Source organism: Photobacterium kasasachensis, assembly GCF_050336885.1.
GTDB classification, from domain to species: domain Bacteria; phylum Pseudomonadota; class Gammaproteobacteria; order Enterobacterales; family Vibrionaceae; genus Photobacterium; species Photobacterium kasasachensis.
This window is the reverse complement of sequence record NZ_JAKJSH010000004.1, coordinates 285,984-303,362: the sequence shown is the minus strand read 5'-3', so window position 1 is coordinate 303,362 and position 17,379 is coordinate 285,984. Positions and strand designations below refer to the sequence as shown.

15 protein-coding genes are annotated in these 17,379 nt (G+C 49.1%); 10 read left to right on the top strand and 5 right to left on the bottom strand.

Annotated elements, in window-relative coordinates:
- Nucleotides 1-34 precede the first annotated feature (34 nt).
- A complete protein-coding gene (locus L4D19_RS01385; protein ID WP_428450825.1) occupies nt 35-1,024 on the bottom strand; it encodes a LacI family DNA-binding transcriptional regulator in 990 nt (329 codons plus the stop codon).
- Between the two features lie 345 nt (nt 1,025-1,369).
- On the opposite strand from L4D19_RS01385, the gene L4D19_RS01380 reads away from it, so the two are divergent.
- The gene (locus tag L4D19_RS01380; RefSeq protein WP_428450824.1) at nt 1,370-2,806 is read left to right on the top strand and encodes a sucrose-specific PTS transporter subunit IIBC; all 1,437 of its coding nucleotides are present in this window, start codon (nt 1,370-1,372) and stop codon (nt 2,804-2,806) included.
- Nucleotides 2,807-2,883: 77 nt separating this feature from the next.
- Here the strand turns inward: L4D19_RS01380 and L4D19_RS01375 are convergent, their stop codons facing one another.
- Nucleotides 2,884-3,291 carry a DNA-binding protein gene (locus tag L4D19_RS01375; RefSeq protein WP_075766948.1) on the bottom strand — a complete coding sequence of 136 codons (408 nt, stop codon included), beginning with the start codon at nt 3,289-3,291 and terminating at the stop codon, nt 2,884-2,886.
- A gap of 113 nt (nt 3,292-3,404) precedes the next feature.
- Here L4D19_RS01375 and L4D19_RS01370 point away from each other — a divergent pair, with 113 nt between their 5' ends.
- Nucleotides 3,405-4,313 carry an aldo/keto reductase gene (locus tag L4D19_RS01370; RefSeq protein ID WP_428450823.1) on the top strand — a complete coding sequence of 303 codons (909 nt, stop codon included), beginning with the start codon at nt 3,405-3,407 and terminating at the stop codon, nt 4,311-4,313.
- 107 nt (nt 4,314-4,420) lie between these two features.
- Here the strand turns inward: L4D19_RS01370 and L4D19_RS01365 are convergent, their stop codons facing one another.
- From L4D19_RS01365 to L4D19_RS01355, 3 genes are all read right to left on the bottom strand, one after another.
- Nucleotides 4,421-5,362: a universal stress protein gene (locus L4D19_RS01365; RefSeq protein WP_428450822.1), complete on the bottom strand. Its 942-nt coding sequence runs from the start codon at nt 5,360-5,362 to the stop codon at nt 4,421-4,423.
- Between the two features lie 206 nt (nt 5,363-5,568).
- Nucleotides 5,569-5,934, bottom strand: coding sequence for a DUF3316 domain-containing protein (locus L4D19_RS01360; RefSeq protein WP_428450821.1), 366 nt, complete (start codon nt 5,932-5,934; stop codon nt 5,569-5,571).
- A 264-nt stretch (nt 5,935-6,198) separates the two neighbouring features.
- Nucleotides 6,199-9,168: a TIM-barrel domain-containing protein gene (locus tag L4D19_RS01355; protein ID WP_428450820.1), complete on the bottom strand. Its 2,970-nt coding sequence runs from the start codon at nt 9,166-9,168 to the stop codon at nt 6,199-6,201.
- A 456-nt stretch (nt 9,169-9,624) separates the two neighbouring features.
- On the opposite strand from L4D19_RS01355, the gene L4D19_RS01350 reads away from it, so the two are divergent.
- The 8 genes from L4D19_RS01350 to L4D19_RS01315 all read left to right on the top strand — a co-directional run bounded on the left by L4D19_RS01350 (nt 9,625) and on the right by L4D19_RS01315 (nt 17,213).
- A complete protein-coding gene (locus L4D19_RS01350; protein ID WP_428450819.1) occupies nt 9,625-11,097 on the top strand; it encodes a multiheme c-type cytochrome in 1,473 nt (490 codons plus the stop codon).
- 48 nt (nt 11,098-11,145) lie between these two features.
- Nucleotides 11,146-11,706 carry a NapC/NirT family cytochrome c gene (locus tag L4D19_RS01345; protein ID WP_428450818.1) on the top strand — a complete coding sequence of 187 codons (561 nt, stop codon included), beginning with the start codon at nt 11,146-11,148 and terminating at the stop codon, nt 11,704-11,706.
- A gap of 254 nt (nt 11,707-11,960) precedes the next feature.
- Complete coding sequence (locus L4D19_RS01340) at nt 11,961-12,272, top strand: hypothetical protein (RefSeq protein ID WP_428450817.1); 312 nt, start codon at nt 11,961-11,963, stop codon at nt 12,270-12,272.
- A 5-nt stretch (nt 12,273-12,277) separates the two neighbouring features.
- Complete coding sequence (locus L4D19_RS01335) at nt 12,278-13,156, top strand: ATP-binding cassette domain-containing protein (RefSeq protein ID WP_428450816.1); 879 nt, start codon at nt 12,278-12,280, stop codon at nt 13,154-13,156.
- The gene (locus L4D19_RS01330; RefSeq protein ID WP_428450815.1) at nt 13,156-14,790 is read left to right on the top strand and encodes a DUF4857 domain-containing protein; all 1,635 of its coding nucleotides are present in this window, start codon (nt 13,156-13,158) and stop codon (nt 14,788-14,790) included. The genes L4D19_RS01335 and L4D19_RS01330 overlap by 1 nt, the downstream gene beginning before the upstream one ends.
- A 129-nt stretch (nt 14,791-14,919) precedes the next feature.
- Nucleotides 14,920-15,663 carry a nicotinamide riboside transporter PnuC gene (gene pnuC / locus L4D19_RS01325; RefSeq protein WP_428450814.1) on the top strand — a complete coding sequence of 248 codons (744 nt, stop codon included), beginning with the start codon at nt 14,920-14,922 and terminating at the stop codon, nt 15,661-15,663.
- Nucleotides 15,660-16,391: a nucleoside phosphorylase gene (locus L4D19_RS01320; RefSeq protein ID WP_428450813.1), complete on the top strand. Its 732-nt coding sequence runs from the start codon at nt 15,660-15,662 to the stop codon at nt 16,389-16,391. The genes pnuC and L4D19_RS01320 overlap by 4 nt, the downstream gene beginning before the upstream one ends.
- 141 nt (nt 16,392-16,532) lie before the next feature.
- Entirely contained in the window at nt 16,533-17,213 is a 681-nt protein-coding gene (locus L4D19_RS01315; protein ID WP_428450812.1) for a Crp/Fnr family transcriptional regulator, read from the top strand.
- Nucleotides 17,214-17,379: the final 166 nt, after the last annotated feature.

The window sequence follows — 17,379 nt, the reverse complement described above, 5'->3', positions numbered from 1 at the left end:
AGCGGAGTTGCGAAGACAGTGGAAACAGAGCTGCTTAGCAGCTCTGACGTGGTATCCAGTCAAAGCCAAGCACCAGTTTGGCGACCTGGCTTCGGCCTTGTTCGATGATTTCCAGCAGCATTTTGGCTGCATTATTGCCAGCGGGCTCAAAGGCATAGGCGAACGTCGACAGGCCCGGGGTCACCACAGAAGCCATTTCGTCATTACCTACACCGACAACCTTGATGTCCTTGCCAGGCTTAAGGCCTGCCGCTGCAATGGCCTGAATAGCACCGATGGCAATTCGGTCCGTGGCGCAGAAAACACCATCTGGTCGCTGGTTTTCTGCCAGTAACCGGGCCATCTCTTCACGACCGGAATCAATCGAAAATTGCCCTTGAGTATGAAACTGAGGTGGCGTTAAACCTAAATGATTCAATGCATTAGAAAATCCATCATAGCGCTGGCGATCAACAGCGATATCATCGCCTTTGACCCCGAGAAAGCCAACTGAACGGCAACCTGCCTGATGAAGTTGTTCGGCAGCACAATAGCCAACCCGGTAATCGTCGTGGATCACGCTCGGGATATTGAAGCCAGAGCCGTCCTGGCCGATCAGTACCACTGGGGCCTTCGAGCGCTTGATCGCGGTGATCAGCGCATCGTCGATATGGGTGGCGAACATCACTATTCCTTCAACCCGTTTTTGATTGAAGAGTTCGATGTACTGAATTTCTTTGCCAGCTTCCAGGGCACTGTTCGCCAGCAGTACGTGCTTACCTGCCAGCTCGAATGCCTTGCTCAGGCCATCAACACCCTGCGAAACGGCATTGGAGGCAACACGGGGAACGATAATACCTATCAGATTGGTTTTATTGGATTTTAAATCTTTCGCCACTTGATTGACGACGTAGCCGCATTCTTCGATCGCGCGGCGCACTTTGATTTTGGTCGCTTCTTTTACGCCATATTCGTCATTGATGACTCGGGAAACCGTGGACTTAGACACCCCGGCAAGACGTGCGACATCGTGTAGGCTCGCCATAAATACTCCTTTGTTTTGGCCATGATCATCCAGGTTCGGGATAGTTTGCAAACAGGATCCGGTTTTAACCCCTAATTGAGTGATTGTGATCACAATATATTGTCCATGTTCGCCCTTTTAGCCGATCATGCTCACACAAGGAAATTAGGACCTTGACGATATTTGAGACATCAATAAGACTTAATTTCGGTAACGTTCCCGAAAATCAAAAATACTGCACCACCCCAGCAGTATCGGGATGGGAATGTTGCTGATGCAAACCACATGAGTGCTTGACCTAAGATTAGGGTTAAGATGAATTAAAACGTTCTGAGCGTGAATCCTGTTCGCGACGGAGGTATAGAGATGGACTTTCCTGTCATTGCCCGACAATTAATCGAAAAACTGGGCGGAAAAGAGAATATTGCTGCTGCAGCACACTGCGCAACGCGTCTGCGTTTGGCGCTACATGATGAAAACAAAGCCGATCTCAAGGCCATCGATGATATCGATGGCGTGAAGGGACAGTTCAAGGTGGCGGGTCAAATCCAAATTATCTTTGGTTCTGGCATCGTCAACCAGGTTTATGCGGCAATGACAGAGCAGACCGGCCAGACAGAAATGTCGACCAAGGACGTCGCTTCTGCCGGAGCCGAAAAACAGAATGTCGTGCAGCGTGCTGTGAAAGGGCTGTCTGATATTTTCGTGCCGATCATTCCGGCAATCGTTGCCGGTGGTCTGTTGATGGGTTTGTTCAACGTTCTGACCGCGACTGGCTTGTTTATCGACGGCAAATCATTGATTGATGCCTACCCGGGCATGGCCGATCTGGCCTCGATGATTAATACCTTTGCCAACGCGCCATTTGTTTATCTCCCTGTTCTGTTAGCGTTCTCGGCAAGTAAGAAATTTGGTGGCAACCCGTTCCTCGGCGCCGCACTGGGTATGTTGATGGTACACCCGGATCTACTCAACGGCTGGGGCTTTGGTGGTGCCAGCGTCAGCGGCGATATCCCGGTCTGGAACATCTTCGGTTTTGAAATCCAGAAAGTTGGCTACCAGGGTTCAGTACTGCCGGTACTGGTTTCTGCCTTCATTTTGGCAAAAGTAGAGAATGGTCTGCGTAAGGTGGTTCCATCCGTATTGGATAACCTGTTGACGCCGATGCTGGCAATTTTCATTACTGGTTTCCTGACCTTCACTCTGGTTGGTCCTATTACCCGTGATGCCGGTTTCTTGTTAGGTGACGGCCTGAACTGGTTGTACGAATCGGCTGGTTTTATCGGCGGGGCACTGTTTGGCCTTGTCTACGCACCGTTTGTTATTACAGGCATGCACCACAGCTTCATCGCATTTGAAACCCAGCTGCTGGCTGATATCGCAGTAACTGGCGGTACCTTTATCTTCCCGATAGCTGCAATGTCTAACGTTGCACAGGGCGCGGCATGTCTGGCCTTCGGATTTACGACCAAGGATATTAAAGCGAAGGGGATTGCAATGCCGTCCGGTGTAACTGCGCTGCTAGGTATTACCGAGCCAGCAATGTTTGGTGTAAACCTGAAGTATCGTTATCCGTTCATCGCTGCCGTTATCGGTGCGGCATCGGCAAGTGCGTTCATTACCTTGTTCAAGGTGAAGGCGACAGCACTGGGTGCGGCGGGTCTGCCGGGGATCATCTCTATCAGTCCGGATAGTGTATGGTTCTATGTTGTCGGTATGGCCATTTCGTTTGTCATCGCCTTTAGCCTGACGTTGGTATTGGGTACTCGTGCAAAGTTTAAAGCAGCGGCAGCTGCGGCATAAAAGCCAGAAACATTGATGATATAGACTTAAAGAGCCGGCAGTTTGTCGGCTTTTTCGTTCTTACTCGGCTGGCAGCGTTATTTAGGTTCGTCTTGTTTTGCCAGAGCTAGAAAAGCGGCCATCCCACTGATATCAAGGTATCCGTCAGCTTTTTTATGGGTTCTGAGAAACTGATAACCTGATACGGTTTTTAACAAGTTCTCGGCCTCGGTAGGGCTAATTTTCTTGTTGTTAATGTGCTCGTAGGCTGCGTAGAGGGCTGGTTTGTCGACCACTTCGGCCTGACGGTATAAATAGCCGCAGCCTGTCGCAAGCCACTCCAGCGAACAGTTGGCCTTCATGGCTATCTGATTGGCTTTGGCAAGGCTTGGCTCACTGCCCTTGAGGTATTTCCGAAGCAGCGCTTCGCTGATGTCGACCCGGCGGGCAAAGCCGCTGACACTCTCTTCACCGATTAATGATTTCAGGCGCTGCGCAAAAGACATAGTTCGTACTCCAGTTCGAGGCCCGAAGGTTATAGCATTGCGATACCCCTGAAACAAGCCTAGGATGATTGGCAGTCCAAAATGAAATAAGTGTTAGATGGAGTTTGACCCGTATGGTGGCAAAAGTTGAATTAAGCCCGCAAGGTCCGCAATTTTCCGAGTTAGTACAAGGCTATTGGCGTTTGGCAGACTGGCAGATGAACCCGGCACAGCGACTTGACTTTCTTAAGCAACATGTCGAGCTGGGGATCACGACGGTCGATCACGCTGATATTTATGGCAATTACAGCTGCGAGACGTTGTTTGGCGAGGCGCTGGCACTGGATCCGAGTATTCGAGACCAGATAGAGATTGTCACCAAGTGTGATATCAAGTTGTGTTCCGATCAGTTTCCTGGCCGAAAAATTAACCATTACGACACCAGTAAGGCACACATTGTTGAGTCGGTAAATAATTCTTTGTCACGGCTACAGGTCGAGAATATTGATGTGTTGCTGATCCATCGCCCTGATGTTCTGATGGATGCCGATGAGGTTGCCGAAGCCTTTGCCGAGCTTAAACAGCAGGGAAAGGTAACTCATTTTGGTGTTTCGAATTTCTCGCCTGCACAATTTGACTTGCTACAGTCTCGGCTGGATGCACCGCTGGTGACTAACCAGGTTGAAATCAACCCGTTGAATTTTGAAGTAGCCCACGACGGCACGCTGGATCAACTGCAGTTGAAGCGAACCAAGCCGATGGCGTGGTCATGCCTGGCCGGTGGCGATATCTTTTCGGGCCAGTCAGAGCAGCAGGTAAGAGTACGCAATGAGCTCGAAATAATCCGTGACGAGGTTGGGGCAGCCAGTATTGATCAGGTTATCTATGCCTGGGTACGTCGTTTGCCATCCCATCCGTTACCAATTATCGGCTCGGGTAAAATTGAGCGTGTCCAGGCAGCTATCGATGCGCTGGATATTGAGCTAAGCCGTGAGCAGTGGTTCCGTGTCTGGGCGGCATCGAAAGGTCATGGTGTGCCATAAGCCGTTTATTGCTATGGCATAGTGAATTAAGAGGAAGCTTAACTGCCTCAGGCAGTTAAGCTTGCCAAGCGAAAACGAAGGCTAATGAGGCCTTGTTTTTATCCAGCTTATTCCAGCACTGGTGATTTAAACCCTTCAGGTTTGAGCGTGATCACCGAGCATTGGATTTTATCCAGCATATATTCGGCGGTGTTTCCCATGACGAAGCCGGCAATTCCGGTTCTGCACACCGTTCCCATGATCACCAAATCAATATCATGGCTGTTGATATAATCAGGCAAAATTTTCTTCGCATCCCCTTCAAGCATGGTAATTTCAACCGATGTCTTGCTATCGGCATAGGGTTCCATCAAGGCTTCGAGACGTGAAGCCCTGTCTTCGCGTAATTTTTTTGCGATCACGGCGATCTCCAAGTCATCACAACGGTTCCATTCCCGCAAATATCCCTCACTTTCCAGTCGCCAGGCATGACACAGATAGAGAGAGGCCTGGTTCATGTTGGCAAACTCGAAAGCGTGCTGGAGAATTTTCTCATTAAGCTCAGTCAAATCGGTGCCCGTGACATCAATCGCCGCGACCACCTTTTTGATCTGCCGGGATTCGCGTAAAGGGTGGATGGTCCAGAGGGGAATGTTTGATTCGCGCATTAAATGGCGGGTTGAGGTACCCCATTGACATGCCGCTTCTTTGTGGTCGCGGTGGGCATCGATAACAATTAAGTCGCTGCCGGTCTTCTCTGCCCCTTTAATGATTTCAATGTAGGGAATACCGGTTGTAACGACGGCATCAAATTCAATATCCGGATACTGGGGGCTTAATGATTCGATGTGCTCTTTAAGTTCTCGCTCGCACTGGCTGGTGGCATTATCGAGCAAGTTCAATGTTGATACCGAGTAGCGACTGAGGTCTTGCATCTCTGCCAGCTTTTCAATCACGGCAAAAAGTGTAACACGTGCTTTCTCCTGGTTGGCAAAATGAAGCGCCTGATGGAACCCTGAGCCGAGAGGCTGTTTGGGTGCGAGCGGAATGAGTAGACGTCGGTATGTCATAACGGCCTCCATAAGTGGATGATAAGTAGCTTGGCATTATTAAGTTTTGCTGAATATGGCGGGCTCACCACTGAAAATTGTATCTTTTTCTTAAATGTAGCAGCAGTAAGTTGGTGTGGAGGCGTTTCTCGTTGACTAGACAAGAGAAGAAAAGCGAATAAAAAAGCCGCGTCAGCGGCCAATGAGTCAGAATGAACTCGCAAGATTTAATCGCGGGATACTCGTACCCGGTAATGGTAGTTCACTACAACCAGCCCCTGATATTCTATTTGGTCAGGAACTCGGGACAGCTCTCGCACCATGACATAACTGCTGTCAATTTTGATCGACCTGACATCAAGTCGTGACGGCGGTACCCGCAAGGTTCGGCTCAGATCAAACGATCTCTGCCCAGTCACATGGGTCATTATGCGATGGCCCTCCTGGTAGGCATTGCCTTTTTGATCGACATACTCAGTTCTAAAAGTCGAGGTACCTGTTCTGAATTGATAATTACCCAGTGTGACAAAGTGATCAGCAACGGACAGGGAGCTAAATAAGAGCAGGAAGGAGGTGGCTAGTAGTTTCTTCATTACATTGCTCCTCTACGCTAAGTATTTGGACACAATAAGATTAAAATCATACGGTATCGAAAGCGTATCGGTAGGGTGATAAAGCGTTTGGTTAGAGTTTATTGTTAATTTTAAGCTTGAAGGTAGGTTGTTGCAAACGCGAGGGGTTTTCAACTATTTATTTTAAATCAATCACTTAGTTTATTGCTTTTCCCTATGTGTTTGATTTGGTGACGTGCGAAGAAAAGGCGGCTAGGTGCCGCCTATTATCGTGGTTAGAGAAGATTAGATTTTGGTTACCGAGTAGGTGTTGCTGTTATCGAACAAGGTAATACGGTAGCGACCTTCTCCCTGACGAACCGTGATATCGGCACCACTTTGCTCGAGGCTACCGTCGGCACCGTTGTCGCCGAAATTGCGGCTCCAGTCACCAAACACATCGAACTTGAAGCGCTCTTCATTACTGCTGCCAAATGTCATATCAACCTGCCAGGTATGGTCTGCAATCAATGCCATCTCTGTGCTTGTCCAGCTATTGTTGGTGCCCCGGACAGCAAAGCTAGGCTGGTTCGAAGCAAAGCCGCAGTCGCTCTGACAGTTTTCCGCGGTGATGACCACCGTCTTGTTTGTCAGTACGGATTCGATGCCGGTGCGTACTGAAATCACGCTGCCTTCTTTGATCCAGCCTTTTGCACCGTCTTTCAACAATGCGGCGCGGTTAGTCAATTGTGGCAGTGGCGTACCGTTTAGGGTAACGGTTGCCTTGTCAGTTGCATTGATCAGGTAACGAACTTCGTTATTGCGACTGCTTGATGCGCCGCTGAAGTTACCACTTGCTGCACCTATGGTGATTTGAACCCCGTTGCTGACTGGTGTCTGGCTGATCAGCGTTTCACGTACCTGGTAGTGTGGCACGCTGCCATCGTCATAGTAGGCGACAGTGCTGCCGTCATCCTCGTAGAGAGTGAAGCTGCTGGCTTCGCTAGACGGGAAGATTTTGGCAATCAGCTCGTTATGGGCTGATCCGTCTTTGCGGTGGCCGAACACATCCTTCGTCTGCTCATCGACATACATCATAGGAATAATGGCACCGGCACGGGCGTAGGCAGGCACACGGTTACGGTTTTCTGATGCAATCCACTGGTTAACATTTGACAGGGTAAGTCCGTCGGCACTCTCGTACTTTTCGAACGTGTGGTAGTTGTACCAGGTACCGGCCGGCAGGTAGACGTCACGAGTTTGTGCAAACTGGGTCGTCAGGTTGGCGACCAGAATGTCTTTACCGATCATTTTCTGATCAGCCAGGCCGATGAGTTTGGTATCGTTCTGGTAGTAGAAAGGCATTGGCGCAATAACAGGCTCGCCGTATTGATAGGCGCGATGAGCCAGTGAATAATAGTACGGGATAAGCTCGTAACGCTGGCGCAGGTTGCTTAGGTTGCCAGCCGTATTACCGATCATCGCCGGAGAGGTTTCGGTGATGATACAGTCGCTGCCTGTTGCCCCTGGCATACCGCAGTTATTGCCGTGAGGGCGGAGCGGGATATCCAGCCAGGCCGCGTTGGCAAACCACAGACTGTACATTTCATCTTCGTTGTAGCCGGTACCCGGTGCGATGGCCGTGTCTCGTTTTCCCTTGTCATCGGACTTGCGCCAGAAGCCGCCAATATCCGAACTGTAGTAGTCGATACCGGCAAAAGACATCTGCATTGCCGCGTTATAGTGCATGTTCATGTGATCGAGACGACCGCCGATATCACCTGACCATAGTCCCGCCCCGAAGCGCTGCGAGCCCACTGTACCGGCACGGGCGATGGAGTACGGACGTTGCGGGTTCTGGCTGTGGTTACGAACATAGCCGTCGTAGATAGACTTGCTCCACAGCAGGTTGTGAACATTGTTGTAGTTGGCGTGGTTACCGATGCTGTAGCAGGCATAGGAGCGGTAATCTTCCGGTTCACCCAAGTCGGTCCAGTGACCGAGAATACCCAGATCGGTAATGTTTGGCTTACGCACATTGTCATGCCACCAGGCCGCTGCTTTGGTGTTCGACCAGTCGATCATGCCACTGACACCAAACCAGTTATTGAACTCGGTAATATCGTCGGTACCGCAGTTCTTGGCAAAACCGCCCTGTGCTGCCATGCCGTTGTAGTTGGTACCGCCGTAGTTACCCTGCTTGGAAACGTAGGACTCTTCAATGGTGATCAGACCGATACCGTCATTCTTTAAGCTGGCGACTTTGCCTGCTGGGTTAGGGAAGGCCTGTTCGTCAAAGCGCAGATCACCCATCGGGTTAGCCGGGCTGTTATTCTGCCAGGCGTGCTTGAAGCCAAACCAGGCTACATCCAACAGCGCACCGTCGACAGGGAAATTGTTTTGACGCAAGGTGTTGATAGTGTCGTCCAGTTCGGCCCAGTTGTCGTATGAAAATTCGGATACCCACATACCCAGGGCTTTTTTTGGTGGAACAGGAGGACGGCCAACCAGCTCCATGAAGTCGCTGCGCAAGTCGGGCAGATCAGCACCGCTTAGATAATAAAGGTTGGTTTCGGCAGCATCCTTGTTGCGAATTTCCCACCATTCACGTGACAGGTTGAAGCTGTTTTTGAGTTTTGAATCAAGAAACAGGGCGTAGTTAATGTCGTTACCGACCGCATAAAGTACAGGGAATTGCAGACGGGGCGTTGTCGCACCGGCATAGGAACCGTCAGTATAGGTAACGCTACTGAAAGTGTTGCCCCTGTCGTCCGGAGTACCAAAGCCACCGGTTTTCAGCCACTCGCCGTTGATCTGGCCGCCATTGTTCGGGTCGATAGGGGCAAAAGTCTGGCCCAGACCGTATACTGAGTGCATGCCGCGATTTTGAACCGAGGCGCCTTTCCATGTCGCGTCGTAGATTGCCGGACAGACTGTGGCGCTTTGTTTATTACTTTGGTGCAGCTCAACAATGCTGATACAGCCGTTGTCACTGTTAACACTGACACTCAGCTCTTTGGTACTAAAACCGTTTGAACTTGGGGTATACACCTGCGGTCCGTTATAGTCCGTCTTGAAGACCATAGCGGTATTGCCGATTGTCGTCGGGCCATTGGTGTTGCTGTGGTGACGGAAGGAGATATGCAGCAAATCATCATCTAATACATTGATGACCGTACTGGCCGAACCGTAGTTGAGCACATAGGCTTCGGGGACTGCTGCGAGGCTGACACCGGGTGCCAGCAGGCAAGATATCGCCAGGAGTTTTTTATTCATATAAAAATAATCCATATAGTTAACTGAGATTCATACGTATTCTCTATGCATTAGAGCTAATACTCCTCCTCCTTGGTACTCAGCCCCCTGCAACTAATTGCTATAACTTTGAACTGTGAGGCATTCTGTAGGTGTCTTTTTGCTCTGTATGTCGGCGGTTTGTACGAATAACCTTCTAATAAGGCATGAAAATTTGAAGTTATGTAGTCGTCTTTCGTCCATATCGGGTGCTAAACATGGTTGAACAGAATGGGGAATAGGCAGTTTGAATGGATAAAAATGCAATCAATTGCACCCGATAGGATAATGAGAGAATGCTCAATTTTTTTGTAGTCAACCCCACAAATTAAATGTGGAAATTGAGCTTTCATCTAAGCTTTGAGATGAAAATACTCAGTTGCATGACCGAGACAATATGCAACACAACGAGAGCAGTGTAAGCAAATGAGGTTGGCTATGGACAATGAAAAGTTGGCTGTACGATACTTGTGCTGGTTCTTTTCGACGATGACGATTGTGGTGTTACTGTCAATGTCGATGACAGCAAATGCTGAACCCAAGGCATTGATAATGAAGCCTTTTGCTCAGTTAAGCGATCAAAGCAAGGAGTGTGCAGCCTGTCATAAAGATAAAAACCCGTCTATTTACGCCCAGTGGGGCCGTTCAAAACACTATGGTGCCAATGTAGGTTGCTACGAATGTCACCAGGCAGATCCTTCCGATAAAGATGCGATTAAACATGAAGGCTATAACATTGCCGTCATCGTTTCGCCAAAAGACTGTGGCCAATGCCATAACCAGGAAGTGGATCAGTTCTCAAAAAGTCACCATGCCAAAGCGGGCCAGATAATCGGATCGCTCGATAATTTCCTGGCAGAAGTGGTCGAAGGTGCGCTGACCCTGAACGGTCAGTCTCCGGCTGCCGTTAATGGCTGTTGGCAGTGCCATGGCTCGGAAGTCAAAGTGATGGAAAATGGTGACTTGGATCCGACAACCTGGCCGAATACCGGGATTGGCCGGATTAATCCCGATGGCTCAATTGGTGCTTGTACAGCCTGTCACCAGCGACATGAGTTCGATATGGTTCAGGCCCGCCGTCCCGAGGCATGTGGTAAGTGTCACCTCGGTCCCGATCATCCGCAAAAAGAAGTCTATGACGAATCTAAGCACGGGATTAACTTCTACGCCCATGTTGATCGGATGAATCTCGACTCGGCCAAGTGGATTGTCGGTGAGGATTATGACGCAGCCCCTACCTGTGCGACTTGCCATATGTCAGCAACCAGGGAGCTACCGGTGACGCATGATGTCGGTGATCGTATTTCCTGGACCCTCCGCCCGGCTATCTCAGAGAAGATTGACGCCAAAGATATCGCGCTGGGTAAAGAAACCAAGAGCTGGCAAGCACGCCGGGCTGATATGCAAAACGTCTGTCAGGCATGCCACACCAAGTCGATGATCGACAATTTCTACATCCAGTTCGATTCTCTGGTTGAGCTCTATAACGAGAAGTTTGCCCGTCCGGGTAAAGCGTTAATGACGACCTTAAGCAAAGAGGGAATGATCACTGATATCGGTTTCGATGAAGAGATTGAATGGACTTGGTTCTATCTGTGGCACCACGAAGGCCGACGTGCCCGCCATGGTGCAGCGATGCAGGCGCCTGATTATGTCCAGTGGCATGGTATGTATGAAGTGGCAGAGCGTTTCTATATCGAAATGGTTCCACAATATCTTGAAATTGTTGAGGAAGCCGAGCATGGCGGCAACAAAGAGGGAGCAGAGCGTGCCCGTGCCGTGTTGCAGGAAATTCTGGACAGACCTGAGCATGCCTGGTTTACCGGCAAAGAGCCTGAGTCGGTGAAAGAGGCCCGTAAGAAAGCACAGGCTGAGTTTAAGGCCCGTTATCTAAGCGAAAGCAAGGAATAACTATCCGGGGAGGTCGGTATATCCGGCCTGTCTCCTAAGTGAGGAACGATGGGAGAAGAACTATCTCGGACGCAACGCTTGTGGCGATGGCTCAAAAAACCGCTGTTATGGGGAATACCGATTGGTATTTTCCTGGCTGTTCTGGCCATAGGTGCATTTCAGGGTGTGATGGTTGCGTCCAATCAGAATGCATTCTGTTTTAGCTGCCACCTCAGCATGGATACTATTGTCCAGGAATATAAGGCCTCGTCCCATTATGTCAGTGATGATGAAGTCTTGGCGACATGTGCCGATTGCCATGTACCACATGGCTTTATCGACAAGATGAAAGTGAAGATCGTTGCCACGGCTGATATCTATCACATGATAAAGGGCACCATAACCAAGGAGAATTTTGAAGAACACAGGCCCAGATTGGCTAAAATGGTCTGGGACGATATGCTGGCCAATGACTCCGAGACTTGCCGACATTGCCATGTAGGTGACAACTTCGATTTGAGCAAGCAGCCTCAGCGAGCCAGACTAAATCATGAACTGATGGAGAGCCGAGGGGAAACCTGTATTCATTGCCATACTGGGCTCGCCCATAAACGGATTACTATCGAGTAACGAAGGCTGCGCCTGGTGCGCAGCCTTTTTGTTTTCCTTTCTAAACCACCGACTTTCTCGGTGGCTATCATTTGATACTGACTTAGCACTAAGCCGTTAGCTTTAATTATCTGGTGATAAAGGAAAATGGCTTCATTCGCAGTGTTGTTGATTTTAATCACAAGAATGGTAATCGTTATCACTTAACCTGTACCGAGGCTTTCACCTTTAGATGAGGTTTGCCTGTTGTTTATCGATTGAGTGAGGGGTATCACGTGCATTATTACCGATTACTGCTGCCACTGTTTGTCTTTTTATTGACGGGTACGGTCCAGGCCCATACGGCACTTATGGCCTGCTATGACGAAGGGAATGGTTTTATCAGTTGCGAAGGTGGCTTTAGTGACGGTGCCAGTGCTGAAGGTGTTGAGTTTCGCATTGAGCAAAATGGTACCGCAGTCATGGAAACGAAAATGGACGAGTACGGGGAGGTCTATTTTAGGAAGCCGCTAGGCCGTTATTCGGTTGTCCTTAATGCCGGAGAGGGGCATATCGTCCATATTGATGGCCAGGATATTACGGAGTAGCTCGCATGGGGAATAACCCAAAGACTGATGCCGTGATCTCTATCGCTGACTTACATCATAGCTATGGCAACAAGGCCATTTATGAAGGTCTGAATCTGGATATCGAGCCCGGCACTATCTTCGGTTTGCTGGGCAAAAATGGAGTAGGTAAGTCTACCTTCATCAACTTGCTGATGGGCTACCTCAAACCGCAGCATGGGGAATGTCTGGTATTTGGTGAGCCTGCCAATCAGTTGTCGGCTCAAACCCGGGCAAGAATCGCGCTGCTGTACGAAGGCTTTATTAGTTACGATGCAATGAGCATTGAGCAGGTCGAGCAGTTCTTTTCTTCATTTTACCCCAAGTGGCAGAAACGCTATTTCTACGATTTGATTGCGCTGATGGATGTCAGCCTCAAGCAGTCCCTGTCTTCCCTTTCCTTTGGTCAGAAATCCCAGGTTGTGCTTGGTTTGTTGCTGGCGCAGGATGCCGATTTACTGATCCTTGATGATTACTCGATGGGCCTTGATGCAGGGTATCGCAGGTTGTTTGTGGATTACCTCGGCGACTACCTGCATGGCACAGAAAAAACGGTGCTGATCACCACCCATGTTATGAATGATTTGGAAAACCTGGTGGATCAAATCGCGATCGTAGACAGAACAACACAGGTCTACCAAAGCAGCATGGGAAACTTTAATCAGCATTTTCGCTGCTATAGCACAGAGATCGAGAATGATTTTCCTGAGTCTCAGCTCATTCACCGTAGGGAAAAGTTCAGAGAGCAGGCTTATCTTTATTCGTTTGAGCCACTGGATACTTTAGAACAGGCACTAGGGATCCCGCTTAGGGAAGAGGCCTTGACCTTTGAAGAACGTTTTCTGGGATTTGTAGGGAAGTACTGATGGCTATCTGCGCTATATATCAAAAAGAATGGTTTAAGCTGAAGTGGTATAGTCTGGCCCTTTCCTCGGCGATGCTCGTTGCTGCAGGCTATTTCTGGCTTAATCTTACTGGGCAGTTTGCGGCAATAGAACCAGAATCCATGATGTGGTATCGCTTTACCCACCTTGGTGACAAGCCTTACTCCTGGCTGCTGTATGGTTTTGTCTTGGTAGGAGCCATCACGGCTGTTTGCCAGTTTGTACCAGAAGTGGTGGGCAAGAGGGTTCGGATTCTGGCGCATTTACCTATCCCGCTTGGCCATGTTGTTGCCAGACATTTATTGGCTGGCAGCCTGATGGTTGTGTTTGTCAACGGCCTGCTGGCAGTGTTGGCACTGACTGCATTTGCTGGTTTATACCCGGTTGATATTGCGCTGGTTGGCTTCAAAGATATGTTATTTGGCCAACTGCCGGCGCTTGCCATTTATCTCGGCCTGACAGCTTGTATCGTAGAAAGCCACTGGCGGTATAAGATCGGAAAGGCAGTGATAGCAGCGTTAGCGACAGTGGGATTGTTTCGGGAATACCACGGAATAAGTGATCTACTATGGCTGCTGGTAATACCAGGGATGATATTGCTGGTGGCAGATAGTTTTCTGAGTATTAAGACAAGGCGATTAACTAACTTAGTATGCCGAGTAATCGTTGCGGCGCTGGTTGTTATGCTGGTGATAGATTTATCTGCCCGGTTGCGAGGCGAGTTGGCCTCATCGCATGATGATTATTATGTCTTTTACTCTCCGGTATTAGAGCAGTTTGTCTATCAGCAGAACGGAAGTGGACATCAGTTTTCTTATGGAACGGAGCAGGCTGAGCTTAGCAAGTCGGAGTTTGAAGTAGCATTGCCTTTCGTCTATTGGAAGAATTTGGATATTCAGGGCAAGTTGCCTGTGACACTCGATGGTCGGTCTTTTGATAAGAGAGCAATCCGTAACGCCCGTATGAGTTTGCAGTATGACCCAGTGAAGCTGCGTGATCCCTACGTTGCTTTGTATCCGTTATTTAATCCCATTAGCCATAAAGGAGCGATTCCGTTTCCGGAGCAGGCATTTGCGGTTAAGGCTGATAGTCTGATGGTTTATGAGGCTGAAACGGCTGAGCCAAATCGTCCGTTAACCGATGAGCTTAATCAGCAGTTATTGGCATCTGGCGTTAGTTTCCCGATCCGCAAGGTATGGGGGAAGACAACGAACATGAAGCCGTTTGATTGGGGCTATTTTATAAAGGACAGTAACAATCGAATTTTCAATCTACGCCGTGCAGATAATGTCTTGCTGGTAGAGGCCGTTCCGGTTCCGGCATCGGTGGGCGAGCTGGCATTTATGCAGGTATCGGAAAACCGGCATAAGTTGTTCTACGGTTATGCGATTGCTGCCAATAGTCAGGTTTATCTGATCTCTTACCCTGATTACGGCTTGATTCCGTTGACGCTTGAAGGGTTCGACTATCACAAAATGTCATTGCAGTTGCTGGCCGATCCGCTGTATTACTTGGTTCGCTTCGATGATGGCGAGAACTATCATGCGGCAAGGTTCGATAAGCAGTACAATTTGCTAGATAAAATCACACTTCATGCGCAGGGATCGCTTCACTAGGCCTGGATGTTGTCTAATTTGTGCCAAACTATGACCCTCACCAAACTCGAAGGGACAAATGTCCTCGTTGCACAGGTGAGGGTTTTCTTACAATATCGCCAAGCAAAAATACTTTAGAAGGATAACAGGATGGACTTTGTAGCTTGGTTCGATATTAATAATACCTTAGTGAACATACCCATCGGCGGTGGTTACGCGATGTCGTGGATTGAAGCGGTGGGTACGGTATTTGGTTTGCTGTGTATTTGGTATGCAAGCCAGGAAAAAACGATCAACTATGTATTTGGTCTGATCAACGTTACCTTGTTTGCGATTATTTTCTATCAGATCCAGCTGTACGGGATCCTGCTTCTTCAGTTTTTCTTCTTCTGCGCCAACCTGTACGGCTGGTACGCCTGGACAAGGCCGACGTCGGACTCTGGCGACATGCTGGAAGTGCGCTGGCTGAGCAAGCAAAAGCTGGCAGTAACCGCTGCAATCAGCGTGGTGGCGATTGGCTTGATGACAATCTATATTGATCCATTCTTCTTTGCCCTTGCCAACATTACCGTTGATGGCCTGAACCTGTTTGGTGCTGACCTGGCACGCCCGACACTTGAACCGGATGCATTCCCGTTCTGGGATGCGACGATGACAGTACTGTCTGTAGTGGCACAAATCCTGATGACCCGTAAATATGTAGAAAACTGGATGCTGTGGGTCGTGATTAACGTGATCAGTGTCGGTATCTATGCTGCGCAGGGCGTATACGCGCTGTCGATTGAGTACGCAATTCTGCTGTTTATTGCAGCCAACGGTACTCGTGCGTGGATGAAAACGGCCAAGCAAAATCAGGCCAAGCAACTAACCACTGAGAAAGAGGCAGTAGCATGAGTAAACAGCCTCATATCGCAGTCAGTGCCGAGCAAGTGTCAGAAAAAGTCATTGTATGTGGCGAGCCGGATCGGGTGAATCGTATCGCAGCTTTGCTTGAACAAGCCGAGTTGCTGGCTGATAACCGTGAGTACCGGGTGATGAGCGGGCTCTATCAGGGTCAGAGGATCACTGTGTGCAGTACCGGCATTGGCGCGCCGTCAGCCATCATAGCGCTTGAAGAGCTGGTACAGTGCGGAGTTAAGTACATGGTTCGTGTCGGCTCGGCCGGTGCCCTGCAGGCCAATATTGGTCTTGGGGAGCTGATAGTCGCAGAAGCGGCAGTTCGCGACGAGGGTGGTTCTAAGGCCTATGTGGCTAGCGAGTTTCCAGCGGTTGCCAGTCATCAGTTGGTAGCAGGAATGGATGCTTATCTTAAACAACAGCGATATCCTTCTCATGCTGGTGTCGTCAGATCACACGACAGTTTTTATACCGATGGTGAAGATGAGCTGTGCCAATACTGGAACAAGCACGGGGTGTTGGGAGCCGATATGGAAACTTCGGCACTGTTTACCGTAGGACGTCTGCGCGGACTTCAGGTCGCATCGATTCTGAATAATGTCGTTTTGTATCAGCAGGATGTTCAGGATGGTGTTAATCAGTATGTCAGTGCCGATGACATCATGATGGCTGGCGAAAGCATGGCGGCCAAAGCTGCTCTCTACGCGCTGACAACCCAGCCCTAGTGATAAACTAGCTATTGTAATTTAATGAAACGAAGCCCGGCTGATGCTGGGCTTTATGTGATCTGCGTTGTTATGAGATTCTTGTGCTACATGCAAGCTTTCGCTAGGATTTGATGACTTTCAGGCTGCTGTTATTGTCTTATGCAACTAAAACCTTACCAAACAGGCCGCTTTACCCAACACCTGAATACCTTGTACCAAGAGTTCCGTCAGGCTTTTTATCAGTGTCAGCTCCACAGTAGATATTATCAGGCTGGTGAGGAAATTTTGCGTCAGGGGCAGGTTGTCGACCATTTATACCTGGCATCGGTCGGTCGGGTATCGATGAATATCTCCGCCGTAAATGGCCGGCGTTTTCAGCTAGGCGAGGTCGATTGTGATTACCATGTCTTTGGTGAAATGGAGCTGTTTACCGACACTTCATGCCAGTGGAGCGTGGTTGCTGAGGAACAGCTTGAAGTCGATGTGATCTGCTTGAAGTCGGTGGCTGACCTGTTGCTTGCTCGTCCGGAGTTTACCTTGTTCTTTGCCAGTGCGCTGGCCAATGATTATCAGGATTCACTGGATATCTACACTTATCGACTGTTGCATCCGATTACCTACAATATTGCTTATGATCTCTGGCATCGCCAGCGAGAGAATGTGATGTTGGGATCGTTTGACAAGGCAGGCCAGGAAGCCGAGCGGTTCGGGACCTCGAGCCGGGTTTACCGACGTGCCGTGAAGGAGCTGATTGACAAAGGGCTGGTGGTTAAAGACGGTGCTGAAATTCAGGTTGTGGATTTGGATGCACTGAAAGTCTTTATCGATCAGTTTGAGTAGCTCATCTCCGGCTCAGCCTTAACGACTTTATTAACAGGCGTTGCTCATGAGCAGCGCCTTTTGCTTTCTTAGATATCAGTTTTTATGCAAACTTGGCTGTATTTTGTACAACACATTTTATGGTGTTCAGATTTCAAAATTGATAATTGCTTTCTCCAAAACGGCT

Excerpts from the sequence above, each read along its gene's own strand:
- L4D19_RS01385 (WP_428450825.1), bottom strand. The coding sequence starts at position 1,024 with ATGGCGAGCCTACACGATGTCGCACGTCTTGCCGGGGTGTCTAAGTCC.
- L4D19_RS01380 (WP_428450824.1), top strand. The coding sequence starts at position 1,370 with ATGGACTTTCCTGTCATTGCCCGACAATTAATCGAAAAACTGGGCGGA.
- L4D19_RS01375 (WP_075766948.1), bottom strand. The coding sequence starts at position 3,291 with ATGTCTTTTGCGCAGCGCCTGAAATCATTAATCGGTGAAGAGAGTGTC.
- L4D19_RS01370 (WP_428450823.1), top strand. The coding sequence starts at position 3,405 with ATGGTGGCAAAAGTTGAATTAAGCCCGCAAGGTCCGCAATTTTCCGAG.
- L4D19_RS01365 (WP_428450822.1), bottom strand. The coding sequence starts at position 5,362 with ATGACATACCGACGTCTACTCATTCCGCTCGCACCCAAACAGCCTCTC.
- L4D19_RS01360 (WP_428450821.1), bottom strand. The coding sequence starts at position 5,934 with ATGAAGAAACTACTAGCCACCTCCTTCCTGCTCTTATTTAGCTCCCTG.
- L4D19_RS01355 (WP_428450820.1), bottom strand. The coding sequence starts at position 9,168 with ATGAATAAAAAACTCCTGGCGATATCTTGCCTGCTGGCACCCGGTGTC.
- L4D19_RS01350 (WP_428450819.1), top strand. The coding sequence starts at position 9,625 with ATGGACAATGAAAAGTTGGCTGTACGATACTTGTGCTGGTTCTTTTCG.
- L4D19_RS01345 (WP_428450818.1), top strand. The coding sequence starts at position 11,146 with ATGGGAGAAGAACTATCTCGGACGCAACGCTTGTGGCGATGGCTCAAA.
- L4D19_RS01335 (WP_428450816.1), top strand. The coding sequence starts at position 12,278 with ATGGGGAATAACCCAAAGACTGATGCCGTGATCTCTATCGCTGACTTA.
- L4D19_RS01330 (WP_428450815.1), top strand. The coding sequence starts at position 13,156 with ATGGCTATCTGCGCTATATATCAAAAAGAATGGTTTAAGCTGAAGTGG.
- pnuC (WP_428450814.1), top strand. The coding sequence starts at position 14,920 with ATGGACTTTGTAGCTTGGTTCGATATTAATAATACCTTAGTGAACATA.
- L4D19_RS01320 (WP_428450813.1), top strand. The coding sequence starts at position 15,660 with ATGAGTAAACAGCCTCATATCGCAGTCAGTGCCGAGCAAGTGTCAGAA.
- L4D19_RS01315 (WP_428450812.1), top strand. The coding sequence starts at position 16,533 with ATGCAACTAAAACCTTACCAAACAGGCCGCTTTACCCAACACCTGAAT.